Consider the following 26,596-nt stretch of genomic DNA (forward strand, 5'->3'; position numbering starts at 1 on the left):
CGGAGAACGACGTGCCCACCCCACCGAGCCCCACCAGGCCCGTCCTGATCGCCGGAGCAGGCATCGGCGGACTCACCGCCGCCCTGGCCCTGCGGCGGCGCGGCATCCCCGTCGCCGTCTACGAACGCCGCCGGGCGGGCGAGATCGTCATGGCGGGCAGCGGACTGACCATCTGGAGCAACGCCACCACCGCCCTCGGCACCCTCGGCCTCGCCGACACCCTCCTCGCGCTGGGCGAGAAGGTGCTCGGCGGCGTCAGCGTCGACGCCCGCGAACGCCCCATCTACCGGATGCGCACCGCCCGCCACACCTGGCCGGGCAGCGTGCCCTCCGTCAGCATCAGCCGCGGCGACCTGATCGACCTGCTGATGAGCGCCTGCGACAGCGCCGGAGTCCCCCTGCACCTGAACCGCCGCTGCGTGGGCTACGAACAGGGCCCGGACGGCGTCGTCCTCAAACTCGACGACGGGCAGGCGGTCCAGGGCAGCGTCCTCGTCGGCGCCGACGGCATCCGCTCCGCGATCCTCGCCCAACTGCACGGCGAACCACCGCAGCCGCTGTACACCGGGCGCTCCACCTACCGCGGCATCAGCCCCACCGACCAGGGCCTCGCCCCCGGCACCGTCTACATGTTCCACCACGCGCCCACCGGCGTCGGCGGCGGCGCCTGGCACGTCGGCGGCGGCCGGGTCGCCTGGACGCTGAGCCGCGTCGCGGAACCCGGGGAACGCGAGGACCAGAGCGTGTTCAAGGAGCGCGCCCTCGACCTCGCCCGCCCGCTGCCCGGCCTGCCCAGCAGACTCGTCACCGCCACGCCCGCGCCCGCGGTGATCCGCACCGACATCTTCTACCACCACTGGCGTGAGCGCTGGGGCGACGGCCGGGTCACCCTGCTCGGCGACGCCGCCCACGCCATGCCCACCGACCTCGGGCAGGGCGCCTGCCAGGCCATCGAGGACGCCGTGGTGCTCGCCGACGCGCTCGCCGCGCACGACGACCCGGTGACCGCCCTGCGCGTCTACGAGGAGCGGCGGCTGCCCCGGGTGCGCTGGGTGCGCGAGCAGGTGATGCGGCTGGTCCGCTGGCCGCAGATCGACAACCGGGTGCTGAAGTGGCTGGTCACCAAGGCCGTCGCCCCGGCCGTCATCGCCGTGAAGCAGCGCTCCCTGTGGCGCGAACTCCAACGCCCACCCCTGCCGTGGGACACGGGACTCGACACCCGGGAGACCCGGTGACGGACAGTCAGGAAACCCCCCGCCCGGTCACCTGGCTCACCGAGGCCGAGCAGTCCTGGCGTGACCACGTCGCCGCCGTCGCCGGGACCGCCGTCGCGCCCCGCGCCGCCGCCATGGACCGTGCCGCGGCCCTCGCGCCCGACCTCGTCGCGGAGTTGCGGGCCGCCGGTCTCCTGGCGATCCACGTGCCCGAACGGTACGGCGGGCGCGGCGGCGGCCTCTTCGACGTCGTCGTGGCCATCGAGGAACTCGCCCGCACCGACCCCGCCGTCGCCGTCTTCGTCGACGTACAGAACGCGCTCGTCACCGAGGCGCTGCTCAGCCACGGCAGCGGCGACCAGAAGCGCACGCACCTGACCGCACTGGCCGGGAGCGGCGTCGGCGCCTTCGCCCTGTCGGAGGACCTCGCCGGGAGCGACGCGCTCGCCCTGGCCACCACCGCCCGCCCCGACGGCGACGGCTTCGTCCTGCACGGCACCAAACGCTGGATCACCAACGCCGCCGAGGCCGACCTGTTCCTCCTCCTCGCCCGGGTGCCCGACCAGGGACTCACCGCGTTCCTCGTCGACCGCCGCGCCGACGGCCTGACCGTCGGTGACCGCACCGCCAAGATGGGCATCCGCGCCACCTCCACCTGCGAGGTGCGCCTGGACGGCGTACGCGTCGCCCGGCGCGACGTCCTCGGCGCGGTCGGCCGGGGCGACGTGGTCGCCGTACAGACCCTCGACGTCGGCAAGCTCGGCATCGCCGCCCAACTCGTCGGGCTGGCCCAGGGCGCGCTCACCGCCGCCGTGGCGCACGCGCGCGACCGCGTCCAGTTCGGCCACCCGATCGGCGCCTACCAAGGGGTGCGCTTCCCGCTCGCCAAGGTCAGCGCCGAACTGGAGGCGGCGCGCGTACAGCTCTACCACGCGACCCGGCTGGCGCAACACGGCGTCCGCGGCGGCGAGTTGACCCGGGCCGCCGCCGTCGCCAAGTACCTGGCGTCCGAGGTCGCCGAGCGCGCCGCGTCGCTGGCCGTGGAGACCCTCGGCGGGCAGGGCTACGCCGACGCCGGGGGAGTGGAGAAGCTGTACCGGGACGCCAAGGTCGGCAAGATCTACGAGGGCACCAGCAACATGCAGTTCCGGACGATCGCCGCGCACCTGCTGCGCGGCGTCCCCGAACACACCGGCCACGCGCCGGGCCCCCGGGACGACCCCGCCGGTGCCCCGCACCCGGGGGAGTGACCGCCGTGCGCCTGTTCTGCCTCCCCTACGCGGGCGGCTCCGCACCCCGCGTGTACCGCGGCTGGACCGCCCTGCTGCCCGACAGCGTCGACGTGCGCCCCCTGGAACTCCCCGGCCGGGGCGCCCGCATGGCGCAGACCCCGTGCACGTCCGTCGACGCGCTCGTGGACGACCTCGTGCCCACCGTGCTGGCCGCCCTCGACGGCGGCCCGTACGCGCTGTTCGGACACAGCCTCGGCGGCCTGCTCGCCTTCGAACTCGCCCGCCGCCTGGAACACGTCCACGGACGACCGCCCGCGCACCTGCTGGTGTCCGCCTTCGAGGCACCCGACGCGCCCACCGAACCCGACCGCGACCACCTGCTCCCCGACGACGCCTTCCGCGCCCGGCTGCGCGAACTCGCGGGCACCCCGCAGGAGGTCCTCGACAACGACGACCTGATGGACCTGCTCATCCCCGTCCTGCGGGCCGACTTCACCGCCTCCAACACCTACCGCCTCACCTCCCCGTGGCTCACCCTGACCTGCCCGCTGACCGTGTTCGGCGGGCTCGACGACCCCGAGGCGCCCCCGCATACCCTGCGCGCCTGGCGGCACCGCACCAGCGGCCACTTCCGGCTCCACCTGCTGCCCGGCGACCACTTCTTCCTGCACACCGAGAGCGTTCCGCTCACCGGGGCGGTCCGCGCCGCCCTGGCCGCGGACGAGGCGGCCGTCGACCGACGCCGCGAAAGGAGGGCCTGATGCGCCCCTGGCTCTACAACACCCTCTACCGGCTGGGCATCGCCCCCTGGGACACCGGCGTACGGCCCCACCTCGTCGACCTCGTCGACTCCGGCCGGATCAAGCCGGAGGGCGGCGGACGCGTCCTCGACCTGGGCTGCGGCACCGGCGCGGAGTCCGTGTACCTGGCCGGACGGGGCTTCGACGTCGTCGGCGTCGACTACGCCCGCGTCGCCCTGGACCGGGCCCGCGCCCGCGCCCGGCAGCAGGGCGCCGAGGACCGGTGCCGCTTCCTCCAGGCCGACATCACGTCGTACCCGCTGCCCGGCGTCGACGGCACCTTCGACGTCATCCTCGACTTCGGCGCCCTCGACGACATGACCGGCCAGCCCCGCGCCGACATGGCCCGCCTCATCCACCGGTACGCCCACCCGGGCACGGTGTTCGTCCTGTGGTGCTTCTACGCCCGCAAGGAGGACGTACCGAGGGTGAGGTTCGCCGGGGTGTCCCGGATGCACAGCATGATCGAACCCGGCGAGGAACAGCGGCTGTTCGGCCGTGAGTTCAGCATCGAGCGCGTCGAGTCGCCGGAGCACACCGCGTGCTTCGTGATGACGAAGAGGTGACCGGCGCCCCAGGCGGCCGTCGCGAACGCGCCCTCACCCTCTGCGTCGTCTGCTCGGCCCTGTTCCTCGCCCTGCTCGACAGCACCGTCGTCGGCCTGGCGCTGCCCACCGTCCGCCGCGACCTCGGCGCCGACCTGACCGGCCTCCAGTGGGTCGTCGCGGGCTACGTCTGCCCGTACGCGGCGCTGCTGCTGACCGGCGGGTTCCTCGGCGACCGGTACGGGCGGCGCCGGGTGTTCCTGGCGGGCATGGCGGTGTTCACCGCCGGTTCCCTGCTCTGCGCGGCGGCCGGGTCCGTGACGGTGCTGGCGGCCGGACGCGCCGTGCAGGGCGTCGGCGCGGCGGCGGTCACCCCGCAGACGCTGGCCCTGCTCAGCCAGGTGTTCCCCGGCGAACGGGAACGCGCGAAGGCGCTGAGCACCTGGTCCGCGGTGTCCGGCCTGGCGCTGCTCCTCGGCCCGGTGGCGGGCGGCTCCTCCGCCGAACTCCTCGGCTGGCGCAGCGTGTTCCTGCTCAACGTGCCCGTCGGACTGTTCGCCCTCGCCGTCGGCCGCTGGCTGCCGGGACCCGTCGCGGCGGGACCCGGACGCCCCCTGGACGGCCCGGGTCAGGTCCTGCTCGTGGCGTGCCTCGGGGCCGCCACCTACGGGCTGGTGGAGGGCCCCCGGGCGGGCTGGTCGGCGCCGCCCGTGGCCACCGCGCTCACCCTGACCTGCGCGGCGGCGCTCGCGCTGCTGCGGGTGGAGCGCCGCACCGCGCACCCGGCCCTGCGCCTGGACTTCTTCCGCGGCCGGGTGTTCACCGGCGCGACCAGCGTGACGTTCCTGATGGCCGTCGCCCTCAACGCCGCCTACCTGGTGCTCAGCCTGCGGTTGCAGGTCCTCGACGGCACCTCGCCCGGCCAGGCGGGGGTGCGGCTGCTGCCGACCATGGCGGCCATCGTCGTCGGCGCCGTCGTCGCCGGACGCCTGGCCCGGCGCCCGGTGCCGTGGCGTCCCGTCGCCGCCGGGACCGCGCTCGCCGGGGTGGCGCTGCTGGCCGTGGCCGCGCTCGCCTCCGGGCACCCGTACGCGGTGTGGTGGCCCGGCGCCGCGCTGATGGGGCTCGGCATGGGCCTGGTGATGTCCCCCAACAACGCGGCCCTGCTCGGCGGCGTCCGCCCGGAGGACACCGCCCAGGCGGCGGCGGTGGGCGGCGTCGGGCAGCAGGTCGGCGCGCTGCTGGGCGTCGCCTCCCTCGGCGCGGTCCTCGGGCCCGCCGCCCTGACCGGACGGTCCCTGACCGCCACGGCCCGCGCGGAACTCACCACCGGCCTGCGCCACGGCCTGCTGCTGGCCGGACTGTGCTGCCTGCTGGCCACGACGGCGACCCTGCTGCTGACCCGGGCCCCACGCCCGCACCCCGTGCCGGAAGTCGCCGATCACACCTGACCGGTGTACACGCGCGTGACCCGCTCACCGATCCGTACGACGACCTCGTTGGCGATGGTGTCCAGCGGCCGCACCCACTCCGCCAGCGTCGGCTCCCCGTCGAGCCCCGGCCCGAACAGCACCACCTCGTCTCCGGGTCCCGCCGGGGTGTCCCCGAGGTCCAGCACGAACTGGTCCATGCACACCCGCCCGGCGATCCGGTGCCGCACCCCCGACACCCACACCGGCACCCTGTTGCCCGCCGCCCGCGGCACCCCGTCGGCGTACCCCAGCGGCACCACCGCCAGCCGGGTGCGGCGCGCGGTGCGGTAGGTGTGGCCGTACGACACCCCCTGGCCCGCGGGCACCCGCTCGACCTGCGCGATCCGCGCCCGCAGCGACATCGCGGGCCGCAGGTCGGCGTCGGTGAGCGGGTCGGCGGGCCACAGCCCGTACAGCGCGATGCCGGGCCGCACCAGGTCGAAGCAGGCGTCCGGCAGGGCGAGCGTCGCCGCGGAGTTGGCCAGGTGCCGTACGGCGCCGCGCACCCCGGCACGCTCCGCGAACCGCACCGCGTCCCGGAACAGGTCCAGTTGGGTCAGGCAGCGCCGGTCCCGGGGATCGTCGGCCGACCCCAGATGGGACCAGAGCCCCGCGATCCGCAGCGTGCCGTCCGCCTCGCCCTTGAGCGCGGCGTCGACCAGCGCGGGCCACTCCGCGAGCGGGCAGCCGCCGCGCCCCAGCCCGGTGTCCGCCTTCAGATGCACTCGCGCGGTCGCCCCGTGGCCCGCCGCCGCCCGGCTGATCTCCGCCAGGAGCGCCGGATCACCGGCGGACAGGTCGACGTCCCGCGCGATGGCGCCCGCCCAGTCGGCGCCCGGACCGTTCAGCCAGGACAGCACCGGCGCCCCGATCCCGGCCGCGCGCAGCCGCAGCGCCTCGGCGACGGTCGCCGTACCGAGCCAGGTGGCGCCCGCGGCGAGGGCGGCCCGCGCCACCGGCACGGCGCCGTGCCCGTACCCGTCGGCCTTGACCACCGCCATCACCTCGGCCCGCCCCGCCGCCCGGCGCAGCAGCCCGGTGTTGTGGCGGACGGCGCGCAGACTGACCCGGGCGTGGGCCGCTGGTACGTCACTCACGCGCGGCAACGGTAGACCGCCCCGCGCGGCACCGGCAGCCCCGTCCGCCCGGCCGGTCGACCTGCCCGATCGGGCACCCCGGCCGAGATACACCACCCGGCGCCCAGCACCCAGCGCCCGCCGCCCGCCGCCCGCCACGCAGCACCCGGCGCCCGCCGCCCACCACCCGGCGCCCCGCCCCCGGCGCCCGCCACCCAACCCCCGCCACTCAGCCCCCGCCACCCAGTAAGGCCCCCGGCGCCCAGCCCTCGGCGCCCAGCACCCAGCCCCCGGTGACCGGCGCCCGCCGCCCACCACCCGGCGCCCCGCCCCCGGCGCTCGCCACCCAGCCCCCCGACCCCCGCCACTCAGCCCCCCGGCGCCCGGTGAGAGCGCTTCCAGCGGCGCGCCCGCCGTGAAGTAGGGTGACGGCGCGAAAGGAGCGTGGGCGGTGCAGGAGCGGGTCACCATGGCGGACGTCGCCCGCGCGGCCGGTGTCTCGTCCGCCACGGTCTCCTACGTGCTGTCCGGCAAGCGGCCGGTCGCCCCCGAGACCCGCGCCGCCGTCGAGGCCGCCATCGCCGAGCTGGGCTTCACCGTCAACAGCACCGCCCGCAGCCTGCGCACCGGCCGCTCCAGCCTGGTGGCGCTGATCGTGCCGGACATCGCCAACCCGTTCTTCGCCCAGCTCGCCGCGACGCTCCAGGAGGAACTGCGCGGCCTCGGCATCCACGTCGTCGTCTGCAACACGCGGGCCCGCCGCGACGAGGAGCGCGCCCTGCTCGCGGAGGCGGTGCAGCAGCGGTTCGCCGGGGTGGTCATCACCCCGTTCCGCCTGCTGCCCCGGGACTTCGAGGCGGTGACCCGCGCGGGCATCCCCGTAGTCGTCAGCGCGGACGTCCCGTTCGGCCCGGTCGACCAGATCATGCCCGAGACGCGTACGGCGACCCGGCAGGCCCTGGAGCGGGTGACCGCGGCACGCCGCCGCCGGATCGCCATGATCGCGGGCCCACGGGACGCCACGGGCGGCGACCCGCGCCTGGAACTGCTGCGGACGCTCGCCCTCCAGTTCGGCACCTCGCTGCCCCGGGAGCTGGTGGTCCGCGGCGAGCACACCCGGGAGGCGGGCGCCGCCGGGTTCGCCGAGCTGATGGACCGGCGCTACCGGCCGGACGCCGTGTTCTGCGGCAACGACGTGATCGCCGTCGGCGCCCTGGACAAGGCGCGCGAACTGGGCGTCGACATCCCCGGCGACGTGGCGCTCGTCGGCCACGACGACGCCGTCTTCGCCTCCCTGGTCCGGCCCCAGTTGACCACCGTCCGCTACCCGGCCGAGGAGGTCGGCCGCGCCGCCGCCCGGCTGCTGGGCGAACGGTTCGACGGCCGCGGCGTACACCGAACGGTGCGCGTACGGGCGGAGTTCGTCGCCCGCGCCTCGGCCTGACGGCCCTGGGCGTAATCGATTCCGTAACCGGACACACCCGTACCCGACAGCCCCGCGACAAGAAGAACTCGCAGTTCGGAGCGGCGAATTGAACCCCACAACGACACCTCACCCGTATCACGAAGCGACATAGAAACCAGCCGATCCTGTCAACTCTGTTGACTTCTGAGGATTCCTGTTGTGAAGGTTGCCGGCACCGCTCCACCGGAGCGGACCCTCGGCCCAAGGAGCAACCACATGGCGATGCGCGATCGCACTTCCGTGGCCAGACGCCGCGTGATCGGCGGGGCGGTCCTGGTCCTCACCGTGGCGACCGGCTGCGGTGGCGGCGGCACGGACGACGGCGCGGCGGACACGTCCTGTGAGCGGTCCTCGGGCAAGGTCACCCTGCAGTACTGGTCCTGGGTCCCCGGGATGCAGCAGGCGGTGGACGCCTGGAACAGCGAACACCCCGACATCCAGGTCACGTTGAAGACGACCCCGGCGGGCAACGCGGGCACCTACCAGAACCTCTCCAACGCCCTGAAGGCCGACAAGGCCCCCGACCTCGGCCAGATCGAGTACGACTCCCTCGCCAGCTTCCGCCTCAAGGGCGGCCTGCGCGACATCGCCCAGTGCCCCGGAGTGACCGACGCCGAGCCGGAGTTCGCGGACTGGACCTGGTCCCAGGTCGACTTCGGCGCCGACGGGAAGGACGGCGTCTGGGCCGTCCCGCAGGACACCGGCCCCATGGCGCTGTTCTACCGCAAGGACATCTTCGACCAGCTCGGCCTCAAGGCGCCCACCACCTGGCAGGAGTACGAGGCCGACGCCCGCGTACTGAAGAAGGCGGGCAAGTACATCACCCACTTCTCCCAGACCGACCCGAACTGGTTCACCGGCCTGCTCTGGCAGAACGAGGCCACCCTCTTCGAACGCGACGGCGACACCTGGAAGGTCACCGTCGACCGCCCCGAGAGCCGCCAGGTCGCGGACTACTGGCAGAAGCTGATCGACGACAAGCTCGTCGCCACCGACCTCCAGGGCTTCTCGCCCGCGCTGTACAAGGCGTGGAACTCCGGCGAGGTCGTCACCTGGGTCAGCGCCGCCTGGGGCTACAGCACCATCCGCGACAACGCCAAGTCGACCGCGGGCAAGTGGGCGGTGGCCCCCATGCCGCAGTGGCAGCCGGGCGAGGAGCGGGCGGGGAACTGGGGCGGCTCCACCACCGCCGTCCTCGCGGGCAGCGAACACCCCGCCGAGGCCGCCGAGTTCGCGCTGTGGCTGAACACCGACGCCAAGGCGCTGGAGATCCTCAACCGCGAGGGCGGCCTCTACCCGGCGGCCAAGGCGGGCCTCGACCTGCCCGCGCTCTCCCAGCCGGTCGACTTCTACGACGACCAGCGGATCTTCGACGTCTTCGCGGAGGCGTCCGCCCACGTGGACACCGACTTCACCTGGGGCCCGACCATGACGGACACCTACCGCTACCTCAGCGACGGCACCGCGGACGCCACCGGCGGCCGGACCACCCTCGGCGAGGTCCTCAAGCGCACCGGCGAGCAGAGCGCCGACTCCCTGCGTGAGCAGTCCCTCGACGTCACCGGCGGCTGACCGGCCGCGCCCGCTCCCCGCACCCCGCCCGTCTCCGGGCGGGGGCCAGCCCCCCACCGTCGAAGGCAGCCCGTGACAGCCACCACCCCCGCCCCGGCCACCCCGGTACCCCGCCGCCCGCGCCGACTCCTCGCCCCCTACGGCTTCCTCCTGCCGTTCCTCATCCCGTTCGTCCTGTTCACCCTCGTCCCGGTCGGCTACGCGTTCTGGCAGAGCCTGCACAGGACCGAACGCACCGGCGGCACCTTCGGACGCACCCACTCCGTCTTCGCGGGGTTCGAGCAGTACGCCGACGTCGTCCAGGAGCCGTTCTTCGCCGAGAGCCTGCTGCGCGTCGGCCTGTTCGCGCTGGTGCAGATCCCGGTGATGCTGCTGCTCGCCCTCGTCCTCGCCCTGCTCCTCGACTCGGCCGTGGCCCGCCTCAAACGCTTCTTCCGGCTGGTCTACTTCGTGCCGTACGGCATCCCCGGCGTCGTCGCCGCCCTGATGTGGGCCTTCCTCTACGACCCCCGGCTCTCCCCGCTCGTGGACCTGCTGAGGTCGGCCGGGGCCGACGTCGACCCGCTCGGGCCCGACCTCGTGCTGTGGTCCATCGGCAACGTCGTCACCTGGACGTACACCGGCTACAACATGCTGATCCTGTACTCCGCGCTGCAGGCCCTGCCGACCGACGTCCACGAGGCCGCCCGCGTCGACGGGGCGGGCGGCTGGACCATCGCCTGGCGCGTCAAGGTGCCGCTGATCCGGCCCGCGCTGGTCCTCACCGGCGTGTTCTCCGTCATCGGCACCTTCCAGCTCTTCACCGAACCGCAGGTGTTCCGCTCCATCTCCACCAGCGTGACCAGCACCTACACCCCCAACGTCGCCGCGTACTCGCTCACCGCGGGCGACCACTACAGCGAGGCCGCGGCGCTGTCCGTGCTGCTCGCCACCGTGACGTTCGCGCTGTCGTTCGCGTTCCTGCGCCTGACCACGAGGAGGCGGCGGCCATGAGCCTGCTCACCCGGACCGAGGGCGCCCACGCCGTGACGGCACCGGCCCGCCGCCGCCCGTCCGCGCCCGGACGGCTGTCGACCGTCCTCGCCGTGGCGTTCCTCGCCGTCACCGCCTGCTACATGCTGCTGCCGGTGTACTGGCTGCTGGTCTCCGCGACCAAGAGCCAGAGCGACCTGGTCTCCACCCCGGGCCTGCTGCCCGCCGACTGGCACCTCGGCGCCAACCTCACCGCCCTCTTCGAGCAGCAGGACGGCGTCTTCGGCCGCTGGCTCCTCAACAGCCTGCTGTACGCCGGGGCGGGTGCCGCCGTAGCCACCCTGCTCGCCGCCGCCGCCGGATACGCCCTCGCCGTCTACGACTTCCGGGGCCGCGAGGCGGTGTTCTCCGTCATCCTCGGCGGCGTCCTGGTGCCCGCCACCGCGCTCGCCCTGCCGCTGTTCCTGCTCTTCGCCGAGGTCGACGCCACCAACACCTTCTGGTCGGTGTTCCTGCCCAGCGTCGTCAGCCCCTTCGGCGTCTACCTCTCCCGCATCTTCGCGACCGCCTCCGTACCGACCGAGGTCATCGAGGCGGCGCGCATGGACGGCGCGGGCGAGGTGCGCGTCTTCCGCACGATCGCCCTGCGGCTGATGGCGCCCGCGCTGGTCACGGTGTTCCTGTTCCAGTTCGTCGTCATCTGGAACAACTTCCTGCTGCCGCTGGTCATGCTCCAGGACGACGACCTGTACCCCGTCACGCTCGGCCTGTTCACCTGGCAGTCCCAGACCAGCCGCCTGCCCGAACTCCAGACCCTCACCATCGTGGGCGCGCTGGTCTCCGTCGTCCCGATCGTGCTGACCTTCCTGCTGCTCCAGCGCTACTGGCGGGCGGGCCTGGCCGCGGGGGCCGTGAAGTCGTAGACCGCCATGCCGTCAGGGGCGGCCCAGGGTGCTCTCCCGCGCCACCAGCCGGTAGTCCGCCGCCACCTCCCGCACGCTGCCGCGCTGGCGCACCGAGTGCCGTACGCCGCTGAGCTGGGCGTCCAGCATGTCCACGGCGACCCGGGCGATCTGCGCCTTGTCGGGGGAGACGGTCGTCAGGGTCGGCGTGCTGTAGCGGCCGTCCTCGATGTCGTCGAACCCGGCGATGGCGACGTCCCCGGGCACGTCAAGACCCGAGGACAGCGCGGTGCGCAGCGCGCCCAGCGCCAGCAGGTCGTTGAAGCAGAACACGGCCTCCGGCGGCTCCGGCAGCTCCAGCAGCCGCCGCATGACCCGCGCCCCGTCGGCGCGGTGGTACGACGCGGTCGGCGGCGCCAGTTGGTCGTCGTACGCGATGCCCGCCGCCCGCAGCGCGTCACGGTAACCGGCGAGCCGCAGGTGGGCGGTGTTGGCGCTGGGGTTGTCCTGGCGGCCGATGGCGGCGATCCGGGTGTGGCCGCGGGCGATCAAATGCTCGGTGACCTCCCGGGCGGCACGCTGGTTGTCGATGGCGACGTGGTGGGTCGGCCCGTCCAGGACCCGCTCGCCGAGCAGCACCAGCGCCGTGGTGTCGGTGCGGGCGGCCAGCTCCTCGGGGCCGACCGTGATCGGGCTGAAGATCAGCCCGTCGATGCGCTGCTCCCGGACCCCGTCCAGGACCTCACGCTCCCGCTCCGGCAGCCCGTCGGTCTGCTCGATCAGGACGGTCCAGCCGCGGTCGGTGGCCGCCGCGATCACGAAGCGGCTGATCTCCGCGAAGTACGGGGCGTCCAGTTCCGGCAGGGCCAGCGCGACGACGCCGGTGCGTCCCTGGCGGAGGTTGCGGGCCGAGAGATTGGGCCGGTACTCCAGCTCGGCCAGCGCGCGCTCCACCTTCTCACGGGTCGGCGGCGACACGTACGTGTAGCCGTTGACAACGTTGGACACCGTCTTCACGGACACACCGGCCAACGCCGCGACGTCCTTGAGACTCGCCCCCACCTGCTCACCTCCACCGCACCCCACGGGTGCTCCAGCCCCGATGACACGTCTCACCGTCGCACACGGCGCCGCGGCCCGTGGACGAGCCCCCGCCGCGGCGCCGCGTCGAACATTTTCGAAAGAACCTTGCCGCTCCCTATTTACGACGCTGTTTCAACGATGTAATCGTAGCGGGCAGCGACGGCCCGTGCCTCCCCGGCCACCCCAGCGGCCGTCCACACCCCTCCGCGCGATGGCGCGCGTGCCCTGCCGCCAGCAGGGGCGCGCGCCACCGTGCGGGCGACCGCAACACAGGGAGCAGAGCTTCATGCCCACGGCCCGTCTCACCCTGGATCCGGCCTTCCGGGTCGGCTCCGTCGACCGACGACTGTTCGGCTCGTTCGTCGAGCACATGGGCAGATGCGTCTACACCGGGATCTACGAGCCCGGCCACCCCGCCGCCGACGCCGACGGCTTCCGCACGGACGTCCTGGACCTGGTCCGCGAACTCGGCGTCACCGTCGTGCGCTACCCCGGCGGCAACTTCGTCTCCAACTACCGCTGGGAGGACGGCGTCGGCCCGCGCGGCTCCCGCCCCCGCCGTCTCGACCTGGCCTGGCGCAGCGTCGAGTCGAACGCCTTCGGCCTCAACGAGTTCATGAGCTGGGCCGCCAGGGCGGGCGTCGAGCCGATGATGGCCGTCAACCTCGGCACCCGCGGCACCGCCGAGGCGCTCGACCTGCTGGAGTACACCAACTACCCCTCCGACACCACCCTGTCCGAGCTGCGCCGCTCGCACGGCGTGGACAAGCCGCACGACGTGCGCCTGTGGTGCCTGGGCAACGAACTCGACGGCCCCTGGCAGATGGGCCACAAGACCGCCCACGAGTACGGCCGCACCGCCGCCGAGACCGCCCGCGCGATGAAGCGGTTCGACCCGTCCCTCGAACTCGTGGCCTGCGGCAGCTCCAACGCCTACATCGACACCTTCGCCTCCTGGGAGGCGACCGTCCTGGAGCACACCTACGAGTTCGTCGACTACGTCTCCCTGCACGCCTACTACGAACCCACCGGCACCGACACCCGCTCCTTCCTCGCCAGCGCCGCCGAGATGGACCAGATGATCTCGTCCATCACCGCCACCGCCGACCACATCGGCGCCAAGCTGCGCAGCAAGAAGAAGATCAAGCTGTCCTTCGACGAGTGGAACGTCTGGTACCAGAGCCGCTTCGGCGGCGAGCAGTCCCTCGACTGGCGCCCCGCGCCGGAACTGATCGAGGACGTGTACGACGTCACCGACGCCGTCGTCGTGGGCAGCCTGCTGATCACGCTGCTGCGGCACGCCGACCGGGTGGGCGCCGCCTGCCAGGCGCAGCTCGCCAACGTCATCGCACCGATCATGACCCGGCCGGACGGCCCCGCCTGGCGGCAGACCGTCTTCCACCCCTTCGCCCGCACCGCCCGGCACGCCCGCGGCACGGTCCTGCGCGTCGAACCGGACTCCCCGCTGGTGGACACCGCCAAGTACGGCGAGGTCCCCGCCCTGTGGGCCACCGCGACCCACGACGAGGAGACCGGCGAGGTGGTGCTGTTCGCCGTCAACCGCGACCCCGACCAGCCCCTGACCCTCACCGCCGACCTGCGCGCCCTCGGCGCCGCGCCCCGCGTCGAGGAGCACCTCGTCCTGCACGACGGCGACCTGACGGCGACCAACACCGCCGACCACCCCGACCGCGTCCGCCCGCGCCCGGTGCCGGACACCACGACCGCCGACGGCGCGCTCACCGTCGAGTTGCCCGCCGTGTCCTGGACGATGATCCGCCTGGCCACGCGCTGACCCGATCCGACCCGACCGCCTGATCCGACCGATCCGCTCGATCGATCCACCCGACCGATCCGACCGATCCGACCGATCCGACCGTTCCGGCCGATCCGACCGATCCGCTCGATCAATCCGACCGATCCGACCGTTCCGTCCCCGGGCCCGGCCGCGGGCCCACATCCGAGGAGCACCAGAATGCGTACCACCACCACCCCAGGCCGCCCGTCCCGCAGAACACTGCTCGGCGCCTCGGCCGCGGCCGCCGCGGGGCTGCTCACCGCGTGCAGCTCAGGCACCAAGATCGGATCGGACCAGGGAGGCGCGACGGCCCCGACCTTCACCGGCGGCGAGTACGACGGCCCCAAGGTCACCCTGGAGTACTGGAACGGCTTCACCGGCGGCGACGGCCCGCACATGCAGGCCATGCTCGCCTCCTTCAACAAGCGCTACGGCGACCGGATCACCGTCAAGAACACCACCCGCCAGTGGGCCGACCTCTACCCGGCGATGCCCACCGCGATCGCCGCGGGCAAGGGCCCCGACGTCGCCGTCATCCACAACGACCAGATCGCCACCTTCGCCGCCCGCCGCACCCTCATGCCGCTGGACGACGTGGTCTCCGCGCTCGGCCTGAGCGAGGACGACTTCATCCCCGCGGTCTGGCAGGCGGGCATCTACGACGGCCAGCGCTACAGCGTCCCCCTCGACGTGCACTGCCTCGCCGACTACTGGAACGGCCGCCAGCTCTCCCGGGCCGGACTCAAGGACGCCCCCAGCGACCGCGACGGCTTCGAGGGCGCCCTGCGCGAACTGAGGTCCAGCGGCGTCGCGCACCCGTTCTGGGTGCCCAACAAGTGGCCCGCGCACCTGATGTTCATGACCCTGCTGTGGCAGTTCGGCGGCGAACTCTACGACGAGGAGGGCACCCACGCCCTGTGGGGCTCCGACGCCGGGGCGGAGGCGCTGAACTGGATGGTCGCGCAGATCAAGGCGGGCCACAGCCCCGCCCAGGTCGCGCAGGACGCCCAGTACAACGCCTTCAAGAACAACAAGGTCAGCTTCACCTGGGACGGCATCTGGCAGATCAACGACCTCAAGGAGACCGCCAAGAGCGTCGACTGGCGGATGTCCCCGGTCCCGAACATCGGCGGCACCAACGCGGTGTGGACCGCCAGCCACAACTTCGTCATCACCTCCCAGGCCGGACGCGACCAGAACAAGGCGCAGGCCGCCAAGTTCTTCATCGACTACATGAGCGAACGCTCCACCGAGTGGGCCAAGGCGGGCATGATCCCCGCCCGCAACAGCGTCCGCGCCCAGGCCGAGGTCGCCAAGCTGCCGCAGGTCCCGCTCGCCGAGGACGTGAACGTCTTCCGCTTCCTGCCCGCCCTGCCCGGCCTCGGCGACGTCCAGACCAAGGCACTGGAACTCGCCGTGCAGCAGGCCGTCCTCGGCACCAAGTCCGTGACCGCGGCACTGGACGAGGGGGTGCGGACCGCCGACAAGGTCCTCGCCGAGAACAAGCAGAAGTACGCGAAGTGAGGCGGTCCCGGTGCAGCGGCTGAAAGCCGGGCCGTCTGCCACGCGGGACCGGCGGACCCGGGGCGGCACGCCGTCCCGGGCCGCGCGCTACCAGTGGTGGACCCCGTACGTGTTCATGGCGCCCTACCTGGCGCTCTTCCTCACCTTCGTGGTGGCCCCGATCGTCTACGGCGTGTGGATCAGCCTGCACGCCTGGGACATCAACGTCCCCGTCAAACCCTTCGTCGGCCTGGACAACTACCGCGAGCTGTTCGACCCGGACAGCGTCGACGGCCCGCGCTTCTGGCGGGCGATGCGCGCCACCGGCGTCTTCACCGCGCTGTCCGTGCCGCTGCTGCTGGTGGTGCCGCTGCTGACGGCGCTGCTGATGAACGGCAGGTTCCGGGGCCGCAACCTGTACCGCGCGGTCTACTTCGCGCCGTACGTCCTCGGCGTCGCCGTGGTCGGCCTGCTCTGGCGGTTCCTGCTGGACGGCAACATCGGCCTGGTCAACCACTACCTCGGCGCGCTCGGGCTGCCCGACGACATCCAGTGGACCACCGACACCCCGGCCGCCTGGTGGGGCCTGGTCCTGGTCACCGTCTGGTGGACCCTCGGCTTCAACTCCGTGATCTACCTCGCCGGACTCCAGGACATCCCCGCCGAGTTGTACGAGTCGGCGCGTGTCGACGGCGCGAGCGCCTGGCAGCGGTTCCGGCACGTCACCCTGCCAGGGCTGCGGCCGGTCGCCCTGTTCGTGGTCAACTCCACCCTGCTGGCCTCGGCCAACATGTTCGGGCAGTCGTACCTGATCACCACCGGGGCGCCCGCCGACGAGACGAAGACCGCGATCTACCTGATCGCCGAGACCGGACTGCGGCGCTTCGAGATGGGCTCGGCGTCCGCGATGAGCTTCGTGCTCGCCCTGGCGCTGATGGCCGCGAGCGCGCTGGTCTTCCGTGTCTTCCGCGAGCGCCAGGAGGACCGATGACCGAGATCCGCGTTCCGCAGTCCCGGCACCCCGTGCCCGTGCGGGAGCCGGATGCCGCACCGGCGCCCGCGACCGTCGCCCGGCGGCGGCTGCGCCGCTCCCTGCTGCACCTGATCCTCGCGGTGGTGGCCGCGCTGTACCTCAGCCCGCTGCTGTACATGCTGGTCACCTCGTTCAAGACGCCCTCCGACGCGGGCTCCACGACCCCGCAGTGGATTCCCTCACCGGGCACCCTGAACGCCTACCGCGACGTCCTCGGCGCCACCGACAGCCCCGTGCTGCGCTGGCTGCTCAACAGCCTCGTCGCCGCCGCCGCGCACACCCTGCTGGTGCTGGTGACGGCGACCCCGGCGGCGTACGCCCTGGCCCGGATGCGCTTCCGCGGCCGTACGGTGATCTTCACCGCCGTCGTCGCCACGCTGTTCGTGCCGCCGATGGTGCTGCTGATCCCCAACTTCCTCATCGTCAACGAGTTCGCCTGGGTGGACAGCCTGCCCGCGGTGATCGTGCCCGGCGCGGCGAGCGCGTTCGGCGTGTTCTTCCTGCGGCAGTTCTTCCTCACCCTGCCCGGCGAACTGGAGGAGGCGGCGGAGATCGACGGCTGCAACCGCTGGCAGATCTTCGTCCGCGTCGTCCTGCCGCTGACGAAGCCCGCCCTGGTCACCCTCGGGATGTTGGCGTTCCTCGCCAACTGGAACGACTTCCTGTGGCCGCTGTACGTGCTGCTCAGCCCGGAGTCGCTGACCCTGCCCGCGGGCCTGGCCAACTTCCAGAGCGCCAACAACATCCACTACGACCTGCTGATGGCCGGAGCGGTCATCGCCAGCGTTCCCGTGCTGCTGCTGTACGTCGTGGCCCAGCGCTGGGTCATCGAGGGCGTCTCCCGGTCGGGCCTGAAGGGCTGACCCGACCGGGGCCCCGGACGCTCAGGCGTCGCCCATCACCAGACCCTCGATGGTGTGCTTCTGCGTGATGGGCGTCAGCGTCTCCACCACCGGGCAGTCGAGGTGGCGGCGCACCCGCTCCGGCAGGGCGTCCCAGTAGCGGCGGGTGACCGCCAGGTCGTGCCGCTCGCTGTTGTCCGCCTCGGGACCGTCCACGCCCAGCACCAGCACCGGACGGTCCAGGCCGGAGCGGTTCGCCGTACCCCGGTGGATCGTCAGGGCGCTGCGCGCGGAGACGTCCCCGCGCCGCGGGTACTTGCGCACCGCGCGCTCCCGGTAGCGGTCGTACGCCGACCGGGGCGGGAACATGCCGTGCTCGAACTCCGGGCCGTCGTCCCACTGGGTGCCCGGCGCGATCTCGAACGGTCCCATCTCGTCGGTGGTGTCGACCGTCGTCACGTTGAACGCCAGCGAGGTCAGCCGCCGTTCGCGCCGGGTCTCCTCGGGCATCGGGAAGTCCCGGTGCCAGGGCTGGTCCACCGCCCCGCGCCGCGGCACGTCGAAGCCCACCTCCACGATCCGGTACTCCGGCCCGAGCACCGCCGCGCACAGCGACCGCACCCACGGGTGGTCGACCAGCTCGACGAAGCCGCTGATCTGCTCGGGGTGGACCTCCACGTAGTACCGGTTCGGGCCCCGCCCCACCGCGCCGCCGGGCCGGGCCAGCGCCTCCTCGAACGCCGCGTCGACGTCCTCGCGGAGCCGGTCCACCCAGGGCACCGGGAAGGCGCCCCGGCGCGCGGTGATCCCGTCCTCGTACAGGGCCGCGACATCGGCCGCCACGTCCTGCGCGCCGACCTCGACCGTCTCGTACGTGCTCATGCTCGCGCCTCCCTAGCGCTCGGGTCCCTTGGCGACGCTCCTCATCGTGCAGCGTTGAATGCAACGTTGCAACCATGCCGTCGAAGTTCCCCGACCAGCCCGCCGAACCATGCGAAGATGGCCGCCGTGAGCAGCCGTCTGAAGGATGTCGCCGCCCGCGCGGGCGTGTCGGTCCGCACCGTGTCCAACGTCGTCAGCGGCTCGGCCCCGGTGGCCGAGGAGACCCGGGCCCGGGTGCAGGCGGCCCTCGACGAACTCGGCTACCGGCCCAACCTCGCCGCCCGCAACCTGCGCGCGGGCCGCACCGGCGTGATCGGCCTCGCCGTCCCCGAACTGCACTCGCCCTACTTCGCCGAGCTGGCCGGTCTCCTCGTCGAGGCCGCGCGCCGCCGCTCCTGGACCGTCGTCATCGACCAGACCTTCGGCGAACCCGACGCCGAGCGCAGGCTGCTCGCGGACACCGGCGGGCGCCTCGTCGACGGCCTCATCATCAGCCCCTGGTCGGTGAGCCCCGAGGACCTGACCGCCCGCGCCCGCGACGTGCCCGTGGTCCTGCTGGGGGAGCGGGACCCGCACGGCGCCGCCGACCGGGTCGCCGTCGACAACGTGCTCGCCGCCGACCAGGCCACCACCCACCTGATCGAAACCGGACGCCGTCGCATCGCCGCCCTCGGCCTCCAGCCCCACCTGCGCAACGGCACCGCCCAGCAGCGCCTCACGGGCTACCGCGACGCCCTCGCCCGCGCCGGTCTGACCCCCGACCCGGCCCTCGAACGCACGGTGACCGCGCTGCACCGGCGGGACGGCGCGGAGGCGATGACCGCCCTGCTGGCGTCCGGCGCCCGCCCCGACGCCGTGTTCGCGTTCACCGACGAACTCGCCCTCGGCGCCCTGCACGTGGCGCACGAGGCGGGCCTGAGCGTCCCCGGCGACCTGGCCGTGGTGGGCTTCGACGACATCGAGGACGGCCGGTACGCCCACCCGCCGCTGACCACGGTCGTGCCCGACAAGCGGCAGATCGCCGAGCGCGCCCTGCAGTGCCTGGCCGACCGCGTCTACAGCCCCGCGCCGGGCGTCCCGCCGCTCGACGTCGTCGTCCCGCACCGGCTGGAGATCCGGGGGAGCACGGGGCCCGCCGTGCGGTGAGCGGCCCGTCAGCCGGTCCGGCGGGGGCGGACCGGGACGCGGCGCCGGACGGACGGACGCACGTGCGCGCGGGTGAGGTCACCGTCGTAGTGGGCCAGCAGCAGCGGATGCGTCACCCGGCGCCACAGCGGCGGGAACCACGCCAGCACGATCATGGTGGCGTAACCGGAGGGGAGCTGCGGCGCCTCGTCGAAGTGGCGCAGCGTCTGGTAGCGGCGCAGGGGATGGGCGTGGTGGTCGGAGTGCCGCTGGAGCTGGAAGAGGAACAGGTTGCTGATCGTGTGGTCGCTGTTCCAACTGTGCCGGGGCGCCACCCGCTCGTACCGCCCGTCGGCCCGCCGCTCCCTCAACAGGCCGTAGTGCTCCAGGTAGTTCACCGTCTCCAGCAGACAGAACCCGAGCACGGCCTGGAGGCAGAGGTAGGGCAGCACCCGCACCCCGAAGGCGGCGGTCAGCACGGCGAACAGGGCCACCGACATCGCCCACGCGGTCAGGATGTCGTTGTGCCGACTGAGCACCGGACGCCCGCGCCGCTGAAGCCGACGCCGTTCGAGGTGCCAGGCGGACCGCAGGCCGCCCAGCACGGTCCGCGGCAGGAACCGCCAGAAGCTCTCGCCCATCCGGCTGCTCGCGGGGTCCTCCGGGGTGGCGACCCGTATGTGGTGGCCGTGGTTGTGCTCGACGTAGAAGTGGCCGTAGCAGGTCTGCGCGAGCGCCATCCGGCTCAGCCGCCGCTCCAGCAACTCCCGCTTGTGGCCCAGCTCATGGGCGGTGTTGATGGCCACACCGGCGACGACTCCGGTGGTCGCGGTGAGGCCGAGCGCCTCGACGACGGACAGCCCCCCGTCCGCCCACCGGCCGCAGGCCCACACCAGCGCCCCGAACTGGAGCGGCAGGTAGAGGTAGGTGCACCACCGGTAGTAGCGGTCGGCCTCCAGCCGGGACATCGCCTCCTCGGGCGGGTTGGCGCCGTCGGGACCGATCAGCAGGTCCAGGAGCGGGACGAGGACGAAGGCGAAGAACGGCCCCCACCACCAGAACACCCCCGCACCGGTGACGGCGACGAGGGCACCCGCCTGGAACGGCAGGGTCGGCACGGCGAGGGCGAGCAGCCAGAACGGCCGCCGGGGATCCCGCCAGAGGCGGGCGTCGTTCGACGCTGGCTTCATGAGGGCTCCTTGGGGAGGGGGAGGGACACTGGGGGCCCTGACGGTGACACGTCATGGAGTACGTTGACAAAGGGGGCGCGGTGTCAACGTTCTGACGGTTAGTCAGTGAAGTGGAGGACCAGGTGGACACGGAGGGAACGCCCGCCCGTCCCGACCCGCCCCGGGTGGCGTGGCGCAGGCAGATGCGCGAACGGGTGCTCGCCGAGGCCCGCGCGCTCGCCGCCGAGGGCGGCTGGGACCGGGTCCGGGTCGCCGACCTGGCGCTGCGCGCGGAGGTGTCCCGGCCCTCGATCTACAAGGAGTTCGGTGACCGGGCGGGCATAGGACGGGCCCTGGTGCAACGCGAGACGGAGGCGTTCCTGCTCGGCCTGGCCGCCGTACTGGACCGCCGACGGGACGACGTGGGCGCCGCGGTGGAGGCGGGCGTCGCCCACGCCCTGGCCGAGGCGGGCGACAACCCCTTCATCGACGCGGTGCTGGGCGCGGCCCGTGGCGGCACGGACGCCCTGCTGCCGTTCCTCACCAGTCGGCCCGAGCCGGTCTTCTCCAATGCCCGGCACCTGCTGGCCGACTGGCTGGGCGAGGTGGCGCCGGGCGCCCCGGCGGACCGGCGCGAGGAGGCCGCCGACCTGGCGGTGCGACTGACGCTCAGCCACATGCTGCTGCCCTCGCCCCGGCCCGCCGAGACCCCGGCACGCGTGGCCCGGGCGGTCCGCGCGGTCCTGGGCACCTGACCGGAACCCGCGCCCCTGCATACGCCGTGCGACGCATTGACCCCACAGCGCCCTCAGGGTTGCATGGTCATGGTCCTCCGGTGGGGATCCGGGGGGCGGACCGTGTTCTTTCTGGGGGGAAAATGAGGAGAAGCACCAGACGCGTACGGCTCACCCTGGGCGCGGCGCTCGCGGCCTGCGTGGCCACGGCGTTACCGCAGGGCGCCGCCTCAGCAGTGGGCGCCACCTCCGCGGCGGCCGTCGACGGAGCCGGTGTCGAGCGGGTCAGCGTCGCGCCCGACGGCACCCAGGGCGACGGCGACTCCACCGGCGCCTCGATCACACCCGACGGCCGCCACGTCGTCTTCATGTCCTCGGCGCAGAACCTCACCGCCACCCCGGGGACGGCGGGCAACCGGGCGTACCTCCGCGACCAGACCACGACCGTGACCCAGCGCATGGGGGACTACACGCCCCTCAGCCCGCCGGTGGTCAGCGGCGACGGCGGCTACGTCGCCTACCCCCTGACCTGGGTCAGGAACGTGCGGATCCGCCAGTACCAGGTCGCCACCGGATTCACCGCCTCCGTCAACTGCCTGGCCTACAGTTGCAACCAGCCGTCGCTGACCCAGGACGGCCGCACCGCCCACGTCGTCTACTGGAACTCCCCGACGCAAGGCCAGAGCATCGAGATCCAGGAATGGACGGTGGGCGCCAAGCAGACCGTCGCCACCTTCACCCACACCGCCCCGTCCCGGCCGTCCATCAGCGGCGACGGCCTGCACGTCGCCTACCAGAACGGCCTGAAGGAGGACGTCTTCGTCTGGGACCAGGCCAGCGGCACCAGCTCCGGCCCGATCGAGGGCCAGGACCCCTCCATACTGGCGACACTCGTCCAGCTCAGCGACGACGGCACCAAGGTCGTCTACCTCTCCGGCTCCGACACCTACGTCCACGACCTCGCGTCCGGCACCGCCCAACTCGTCCCGGACGTCCGCGGCGTGGCCATCGACCCCACCGGCCGCTACCTCCTCTACACCCCGAACGACACCAGCGGCCCGTCCCTCGTCCTGCGCGACCTGACCACGGGCACCGACCAGACCGTCTCCGACCAGCCCGCCAAGGCCGGGGTCGACTCGGTCAGCGCCGGTGGCCGCGACGTCGTCTTCCACTCCGCGGCCGACGACCTCGTGCCCGACGACACCAACGGCAAGACGGACGTCTTCGTCCGCCACTTCGACTGACCGCCCCGGCACCCCACGGGGCGCCGCGTATTTCGGTTGCTCGCGCGTCAGGGCGGCGGATGCAATGTCCGGCATGGAGACCGAGGTCCGACCGCCCCGACGCGACGAGATGGCCGCGTACTACCGGGTACTCCCGTTCGCCAACGGCCTGCCGAAGTGGGAGCCCGAGGACGCCGCGTGGCACGGCGGCCCGGAACCGTGGCCGCCGCAACCCGCTCCCCTCAGCGCCGGGCGACTGGAGGAGCTGGCCGACGCGGACACCCGGGACCGCTCCTTCCACCCGGTCGCGGCGTTCGTCGACGGCAGGTGCGTCGGCGCGTCGGCGACCCTCTCCTTCGAGGTGACGGTCCCCGGCGGGGGCACGGTACGGATGGCGGGCGTCACCGCCACCGGGGTGACCGCGACGCACCGCCGCCACGGTCACCTGCGGGAGATGATGCGGGCCATGTTCCGGGGCGCCCTGGAACGGGGCGAACCGCTCGCGATGCTCAGCGCCAGCGAGGGCGGCATCTACGGCCGGTTCGGATTCTCCCCCGCGACCTACCGCACCCGCTGGGAGCTGGCACGCCACGAGGCGACCCTCCGCCCCACGGCACCGGACCCCGGCACACTGGAGCTGGTCGACGCCGCGCACGCCAAGGGGGCCTGGCCCCGGGTGCACGCGGCGGTGCGCGCCCACCGGGTCGGGGAACTCAGCCCCCACCCAACGCGCTGGGACGGCCTGTCCGACGAGCCGGACGGCACGAACGGCCCCCTGCGCTACCTCGTCCACCGCGACCAGCACGGCGACGTGGACGGCATCGCGAACTTCCGCCTGCCCTGGTCCCCGACCGCCGACCACGCCGGAACGCTCGTGGTGGAGGCCCTGGAGGCGACGAACCCCGTGGCCTACCGCGCCCTGTGGGCCCTGCTCACCGACTTCGACCTCACCAAGAGGATCGTGGCACCCGGCCGCCCCCGCGACGAACCCCTGCGGTGGATGCTCACCAACCCGCGGGCGATGCGCGTCACCCGCCAGACGGACAACCTCTGGGCCCGCCTCCTCGATGTCCCACAAGCCCTGACCCAACGCTCGTACGCCACCCCCGGCGCCCTGAGGTTCACCATCGACGACGACGAGATGTGCCCGGCCAACAACGGAACCTGGCACCTGCGGGCCGACGACGCCACGGCGACCTGCGTCCCCACGAACGACACGGCGGACCTGACCCTCACCCTCCCCGCCCTCAGCTCCCTCTACCTCGGCGGCATGTCAGCCCACCACTTCGCCCACGCGGGCCACATCACCCCCCACACGGACGGCGCACTCGGCCAACTCGCCCGGATGTTCCGAACGGACCCCGAACCGCACAACTCCTTCGCCTTCTGACCCGCACCCCGCCACCTGAGAACGAGCGGCGGCAACCTTCCGGCCCCCGGCGGCGACTGACCACGGGGAGGCTCCCGTCCCACGCGCCTCACCCGCACCCCGCGTTCGCCCCACCACCCAAGGACCCGCCGTGGCAGCCCCTTCACACCGCCGACCCCGCGACCGCAAGCGGCGTACGGCCCTCCTCCCGGCCGCCGCCGTGGCGACCGTCGCGCTCGTCATCGCCGTAGCCCTGGCGGCACGCCCCGACCACCGCCCCGACGAGGACGTACGCGCGGCAGCCACGCCCGCCGCAACCGTCCACCCCACCCCGACTCACCGGAAGCCCACCGCGACGCCCACCCGCCCGAAGGCCAAGGCCACGAAGGCGTCCCCCACCGCACCGCCGAACCCCCCGCGCCCGTCGACCACGGCCACCGACCGCCCCGCCCCGGCCACCGCACCGCTGGCCGGACGCATCCGCCCCCACGTCACCTACCAGGGCACCGCCACCTTCTACGACGCCGGGGACGGCGACGGCGCCTGCACCTACGGCCCCACCGACGACGTGATGACCGCCGCGATGAACACCACGGACTACGAGACGGCCAAGGCGTGCGGAGCGTACGTCCGCGTCCGCGCGGCGAGCGGCGCCGCCATCACCGTACGCATCACCAACGAATGCCCGGCCCCCTGCGCCCCCGGCCAACTCGACCTCACCGCCCAGGCGTTCGCGAAACTCGCCGCACCCTCCGCGGGCCAGATACCGATCACCTGGACCCTGCTCAGCCCCGCCACCTCCGACACGGTCTCCGTCCGCTACAAGACCGGATCCAGCGCCCACTGGTGCGGCCTCCAGGTCATCGGCCACCGCAACCCCGTGGCACGCCTGGAACTGCGCACCGGCAGCGGCTGGCGCGCCCTGCCCCGCGCCGAGTACAACTACTTCCTCTCCGAACAGGGCACCGGCTGCGGCGGCGCCCTCAGGATCACCGACATCTACGGCGAACGGCTGACCGCCGACGCGATCGCCCTGCGCCCGGACACCGTCCAGCCCACGGGGCAGCAGTTCCGCGCGCACACTGGCTAGCCGCGCCCGTCGACTCACACCGTGGCCCACAGGTCCTGGGCGTACTGCTCGATGGCGCGCCGGTAGCGGCGCACCTGGGGGTCCTCGCTGGTGGCGGCGACCAGGGTCAGCAGCAGACGCATCGCCTCGTGATGGTCCTCCGTGTGGAACAGGGCCATGGCGAGGAAGGTCCGCAGCGCGCCGTCGTCGGGGAACTCGGCCACGGCCCGGCGCAGCGTGCTCACCGCGTCCTCGTACCTGCCGAGGACGCGGTAGGTACTGCCCAGCCCGAGGAACGCGCCGCGACGGTCCTCCGCGGTGAGCCCGGGCCCGTCAAGACCACGCTCGTAGAAGGGGACGGCCTCGGCCTCCCTGCCGAGCACGTCGTGGGCCCAGGCCGTCTGGTAGGCCACCTCACGGTCCTCGGGGTAGCGGGCGGCCAGCGCGAGCAGCCGCTGCCGGGCCTGCTCGTGCCGCCCCTCCTCCCGCAGCCGTACCGCCGCCGCGAGGAGTTCGTCGCGCCCGCCGCCCGCCATGTCGATCTCGTCCATGGGCCCATCGTGACGCTTTGCCGACAGGGAGGCGAACACTTCGCCGGGCCCCTGTCAGAACCGCCGCCGACGGACCCACAATCGCGCCGTGATCAGCTACGCCCGCGCACGGCTGCGCCCCGTGCTCCCCGCCTGCCTGCTCGCCGCCTGCCTGCTCGCCGTCGGCCTGCTCGCCACGACGGCGGCCCCCACGGCCACCGCCACCAGCCCCGGCCCCGCCCGCCCCACCTACGCCCTGCTCCAGATGAACGTCTGCTCCAGCGGCTACGCCGGGTGCTACGCGAAGACGGAGTACCCGAAGATCGTGGACGAGGTGGTCGCCCGCACCCGCGCCAACGACGTCAACGCCGTCACCCTCAACGAGGCGTGCAGCGGCGACGTCGCGGAGATCGCCGCGCGCACCGGCTACCACTACCGCTTCGCCACGGTGGTCTACCGGGGCGCGCCCCTGCCCTGCAAGTCCCCCGAAGGGCGCGGCGTCTTCGGCAACGCCGTCCTGACCAAGGAGGCGGTCCGCGCCACCGAGGACGCCCCGTTCTCCGTCTTCAGCGGCGTGGAGGAGCGCCGCTGGCTGTGCGTCACCACGGCCCGCGGCGTGGACGTGTGCACCAGCCACCTGTCGACCGACGGCGAGGCACCCGGCACGGCCAACTCCACGCAGTGCGCGGAACTGCGGCAGGTACTCGCCGCCCGGGGCCGCCCGACGCTCTTCGCCGGTGACGTCAACCGGCGCACCTCCTGCGCCCCGGACGGCCACTGGACCCTGACCGACGCGGCGGCCGTCCAGGCGCCGGGCATCCAGCACGTCTACGGCGACCTGACCGCACCCCGCCTGGAGACGGAGCCGACGACGTACACGGACCACGACGCCATGGTGGTCCGCGCGGGCCTGAGGCGCTGACCGCCGCCCCCGGTGCCGCCCCGGCCGACGGAACGCCGGGACGGCACCGGGCACTGGCCGCGGC

General features: G+C 73.3%; 24 protein-coding genes. 19 read left to right on the top strand and 5 right to left on the bottom strand.

What is annotated here, in order from left to right:
• The first annotated feature begins 11 nt into the window (after nucleotides 1-11).
• Genes ACFQZ6_RS34110 through ACFQZ6_RS34130 form a run of 5 tightly spaced genes read left to right on the top strand, consistent with a single transcriptional unit; the run spans nucleotide 12 to nucleotide 5,242 of the window.
• Entirely contained in the window at nucleotides 12-1,235 is a 1,224-nt protein-coding gene (locus ACFQZ6_RS34110; protein WP_381617375.1) for an FAD-dependent oxidoreductase, read from the top strand.
• Nucleotides 1,232-2,464: an acyl-CoA dehydrogenase family protein gene (locus ACFQZ6_RS34115; protein WP_381617378.1), complete on the top strand. Its 1,233-nt coding sequence runs from the start codon at nucleotides 1,232-1,234 to the stop codon at nucleotides 2,462-2,464. The genes ACFQZ6_RS34110 and ACFQZ6_RS34115 overlap by 4 nt, the downstream gene beginning before the upstream one ends.
• A 5-nt stretch (nucleotides 2,465-2,469) precedes the next feature.
• Entirely contained in the window at nucleotides 2,470-3,207 is a 738-nt protein-coding gene (locus ACFQZ6_RS34120) for a thioesterase II family protein (RefSeq protein ID WP_381617381.1), read from the top strand.
• Nucleotides 3,207-3,812, top strand: a complete 606-nt coding sequence (locus ACFQZ6_RS34125) for a class I SAM-dependent methyltransferase (protein WP_381617384.1) — start codon at nucleotides 3,207-3,209, stop codon at nucleotides 3,810-3,812. Before ACFQZ6_RS34120 ends, ACFQZ6_RS34125 begins: the two co-directional genes overlap by 1 nt.
• Nucleotides 3,788-5,242, top strand: coding sequence for an MFS transporter (locus tag ACFQZ6_RS34130; RefSeq protein ID WP_381617387.1), 1,455 nt, complete (start codon nucleotides 3,788-3,790; stop codon nucleotides 5,240-5,242). The genes ACFQZ6_RS34125 and ACFQZ6_RS34130 overlap by 25 nt, the downstream gene beginning before the upstream one ends.
• Here ACFQZ6_RS34130 and alr read toward each other — a convergent pair.
• Complete coding sequence (gene alr, locus ACFQZ6_RS34135; RefSeq protein ID WP_381617389.1) at nucleotides 5,233-6,360, bottom strand: alanine racemase; 1,128 nt, start codon at nucleotides 6,358-6,360, stop codon at nucleotides 5,233-5,235. The two genes, ACFQZ6_RS34130 and alr, sit on opposite strands and share 10 nt — an antisense overlap.
• Nucleotides 6,361-6,790: 430 nt before the next feature.
• On the opposite strand from alr, the gene ACFQZ6_RS34140 reads away from it, so the two are divergent.
• The 4 genes from ACFQZ6_RS34140 (at nucleotide 6,791) to ACFQZ6_RS34155 (ending at nucleotide 11,271) form a co-directional block, all read left to right on the top strand.
• Nucleotides 6,791-7,783 carry a LacI family DNA-binding transcriptional regulator gene (locus ACFQZ6_RS34140; protein ID WP_381617392.1) on the top strand — a complete coding sequence of 331 codons (993 nt, stop codon included), beginning with the start codon at nucleotides 6,791-6,793 and terminating at the stop codon, nucleotides 7,781-7,783.
• 243 nt (nucleotides 7,784-8,026) lie between these two features.
• Nucleotides 8,027-9,376: an ABC transporter substrate-binding protein gene (locus tag ACFQZ6_RS34145; protein ID WP_381617395.1), complete on the top strand. Its 1,350-nt coding sequence runs from the start codon at nucleotides 8,027-8,029 to the stop codon at nucleotides 9,374-9,376.
• A gap of 72 nt (nucleotides 9,377-9,448) precedes the next feature.
• Nucleotides 9,449-10,369, top strand: coding sequence for a carbohydrate ABC transporter permease (locus tag ACFQZ6_RS34150; protein WP_381617398.1), 921 nt, complete (start codon nucleotides 9,449-9,451; stop codon nucleotides 10,367-10,369).
• Nucleotides 10,366-11,271 (top strand): carbohydrate ABC transporter permease, encoded by a 906-nt coding sequence (locus ACFQZ6_RS34155; RefSeq protein ID WP_381617401.1) that lies wholly within the window; start codon nucleotides 10,366-10,368, stop codon nucleotides 11,269-11,271. Before ACFQZ6_RS34150 ends, ACFQZ6_RS34155 begins: the two co-directional genes overlap by 4 nt.
• A 12-nt stretch (nucleotides 11,272-11,283) precedes the next feature.
• Here the strand turns inward: ACFQZ6_RS34155 and ACFQZ6_RS34160 are convergent, their stop codons facing one another.
• The gene (locus ACFQZ6_RS34160; protein WP_381617404.1) at nucleotides 11,284-12,312 is read right to left on the bottom strand and encodes a LacI family DNA-binding transcriptional regulator; all 1,029 of its coding nucleotides are present in this window, start codon (nucleotides 12,310-12,312) and stop codon (nucleotides 11,284-11,286) included.
• A 307-nt stretch (nucleotides 12,313-12,619) separates the two neighbouring features.
• Between ACFQZ6_RS34160 and arfA the strand changes: the two genes are divergently transcribed.
• From arfA to ACFQZ6_RS34180, 4 genes are all read left to right on the top strand, one after another.
• A complete protein-coding gene (gene arfA, locus ACFQZ6_RS34165) occupies nucleotides 12,620-14,128 on the top strand; it encodes an arabinosylfuranosidase ArfA (protein WP_381617407.1) in 1,509 nt (502 codons plus the stop codon).
• 180 nt (nucleotides 14,129-14,308) lie between these two features.
• On the top strand, nucleotides 14,309-15,655 hold the full coding sequence (locus ACFQZ6_RS34170; RefSeq protein ID WP_381617410.1) for an ABC transporter substrate-binding protein: 1,347 nt from the start codon (nucleotides 14,309-14,311) through the stop codon (nucleotides 15,653-15,655).
• 10 nt (nucleotides 15,656-15,665) lie between these two features.
• Entirely contained in the window at nucleotides 15,666-16,625 is a 960-nt protein-coding gene (locus ACFQZ6_RS34175; protein WP_381617412.1) for a carbohydrate ABC transporter permease, read from the top strand.
• Nucleotides 16,622-17,530 (top strand): carbohydrate ABC transporter permease, encoded by a 909-nt coding sequence (locus ACFQZ6_RS34180; RefSeq protein WP_381617415.1) that lies wholly within the window; start codon nucleotides 16,622-16,624, stop codon nucleotides 17,528-17,530. Before ACFQZ6_RS34175 ends, ACFQZ6_RS34180 begins: the two co-directional genes overlap by 4 nt.
• Nucleotides 17,531-17,551: 21 nt before the next feature.
• Here ACFQZ6_RS34180 and ACFQZ6_RS34185 read toward each other — a convergent pair whose 3' ends face one another.
• Nucleotides 17,552-18,391: a phytanoyl-CoA dioxygenase family protein gene (locus ACFQZ6_RS34185; protein WP_381617418.1), complete on the bottom strand. Its 840-nt coding sequence runs from the start codon at nucleotides 18,389-18,391 to the stop codon at nucleotides 17,552-17,554.
• A 126-nt stretch (nucleotides 18,392-18,517) separates the two neighbouring features.
• Here ACFQZ6_RS34185 and ACFQZ6_RS34190 point away from each other — a divergent pair, with 126 nt between their 5' ends.
• Nucleotides 18,518-19,537 (top strand): LacI family DNA-binding transcriptional regulator, encoded by a 1,020-nt coding sequence (locus ACFQZ6_RS34190; protein ID WP_381617421.1) that lies wholly within the window; start codon nucleotides 18,518-18,520, stop codon nucleotides 19,535-19,537.
• 8 nt (nucleotides 19,538-19,545) lie between these two features.
• Here ACFQZ6_RS34190 and ACFQZ6_RS34195 read toward each other — a convergent pair whose 3' ends face one another.
• Nucleotides 19,546-20,706 (bottom strand): alkane 1-monooxygenase, encoded by a 1,161-nt coding sequence (locus ACFQZ6_RS34195; RefSeq protein WP_381617424.1) that lies wholly within the window; start codon nucleotides 20,704-20,706, stop codon nucleotides 19,546-19,548.
• Nucleotides 20,707-20,828: 122 nt separating this feature from the next.
• On the opposite strand from ACFQZ6_RS34195, the gene ACFQZ6_RS34200 reads away from it, so the two are divergent.
• From ACFQZ6_RS34200 to ACFQZ6_RS34215, 4 genes are all read left to right on the top strand, one after another.
• On the top strand, nucleotides 20,829-21,440 hold the full coding sequence (locus ACFQZ6_RS34200; protein WP_381617426.1) for a TetR family transcriptional regulator: 612 nt from the start codon (nucleotides 20,829-20,831) through the stop codon (nucleotides 21,438-21,440).
• Between the two features lie 122 nt (nucleotides 21,441-21,562).
• Nucleotides 21,563-22,663, top strand: coding sequence for a hypothetical protein (locus ACFQZ6_RS34205; protein ID WP_381617429.1), 1,101 nt, complete (start codon nucleotides 21,563-21,565; stop codon nucleotides 22,661-22,663).
• Between the two features lie 73 nt (nucleotides 22,664-22,736).
• On the top strand, nucleotides 22,737-24,032 hold the full coding sequence (locus tag ACFQZ6_RS34210; protein ID WP_381617432.1) for a GNAT family N-acetyltransferase: 1,296 nt from the start codon (nucleotides 22,737-22,739) through the stop codon (nucleotides 24,030-24,032).
• Nucleotides 24,033-24,162: 130 nt separating this feature from the next.
• Nucleotides 24,163-25,101, top strand: coding sequence for an expansin EXLX1 family cellulose-binding protein (locus ACFQZ6_RS34215; protein ID WP_381617435.1), 939 nt, complete (start codon nucleotides 24,163-24,165; stop codon nucleotides 25,099-25,101).
• A gap of 14 nt (nucleotides 25,102-25,115) precedes the next feature.
• Here ACFQZ6_RS34215 and ACFQZ6_RS34220 read toward each other — a convergent pair whose 3' ends face one another.
• The gene (locus tag ACFQZ6_RS34220; protein WP_381617438.1) at nucleotides 25,116-25,631 is read right to left on the bottom strand and encodes a tetratricopeptide repeat protein; all 516 of its coding nucleotides are present in this window, start codon (nucleotides 25,629-25,631) and stop codon (nucleotides 25,116-25,118) included.
• Between the two features lie 88 nt (nucleotides 25,632-25,719).
• On the opposite strand from ACFQZ6_RS34220, the gene ACFQZ6_RS34225 reads away from it, so the two are divergent.
• A complete protein-coding gene (locus ACFQZ6_RS34225) occupies nucleotides 25,720-26,532 on the top strand; it encodes an endonuclease/exonuclease/phosphatase family protein (protein ID WP_381617441.1) in 813 nt (270 codons plus the stop codon).
• Nucleotides 26,533-26,596 lie beyond the last annotated feature (64 nt).

The organism is Streptomyces flavalbus (assembly GCF_042674625.1).
GTDB classification, from domain to species: Bacteria; Actinomycetota; Actinomycetes; order Streptomycetales; family Streptomycetaceae; genus Streptomyces; species Streptomyces flavalbus.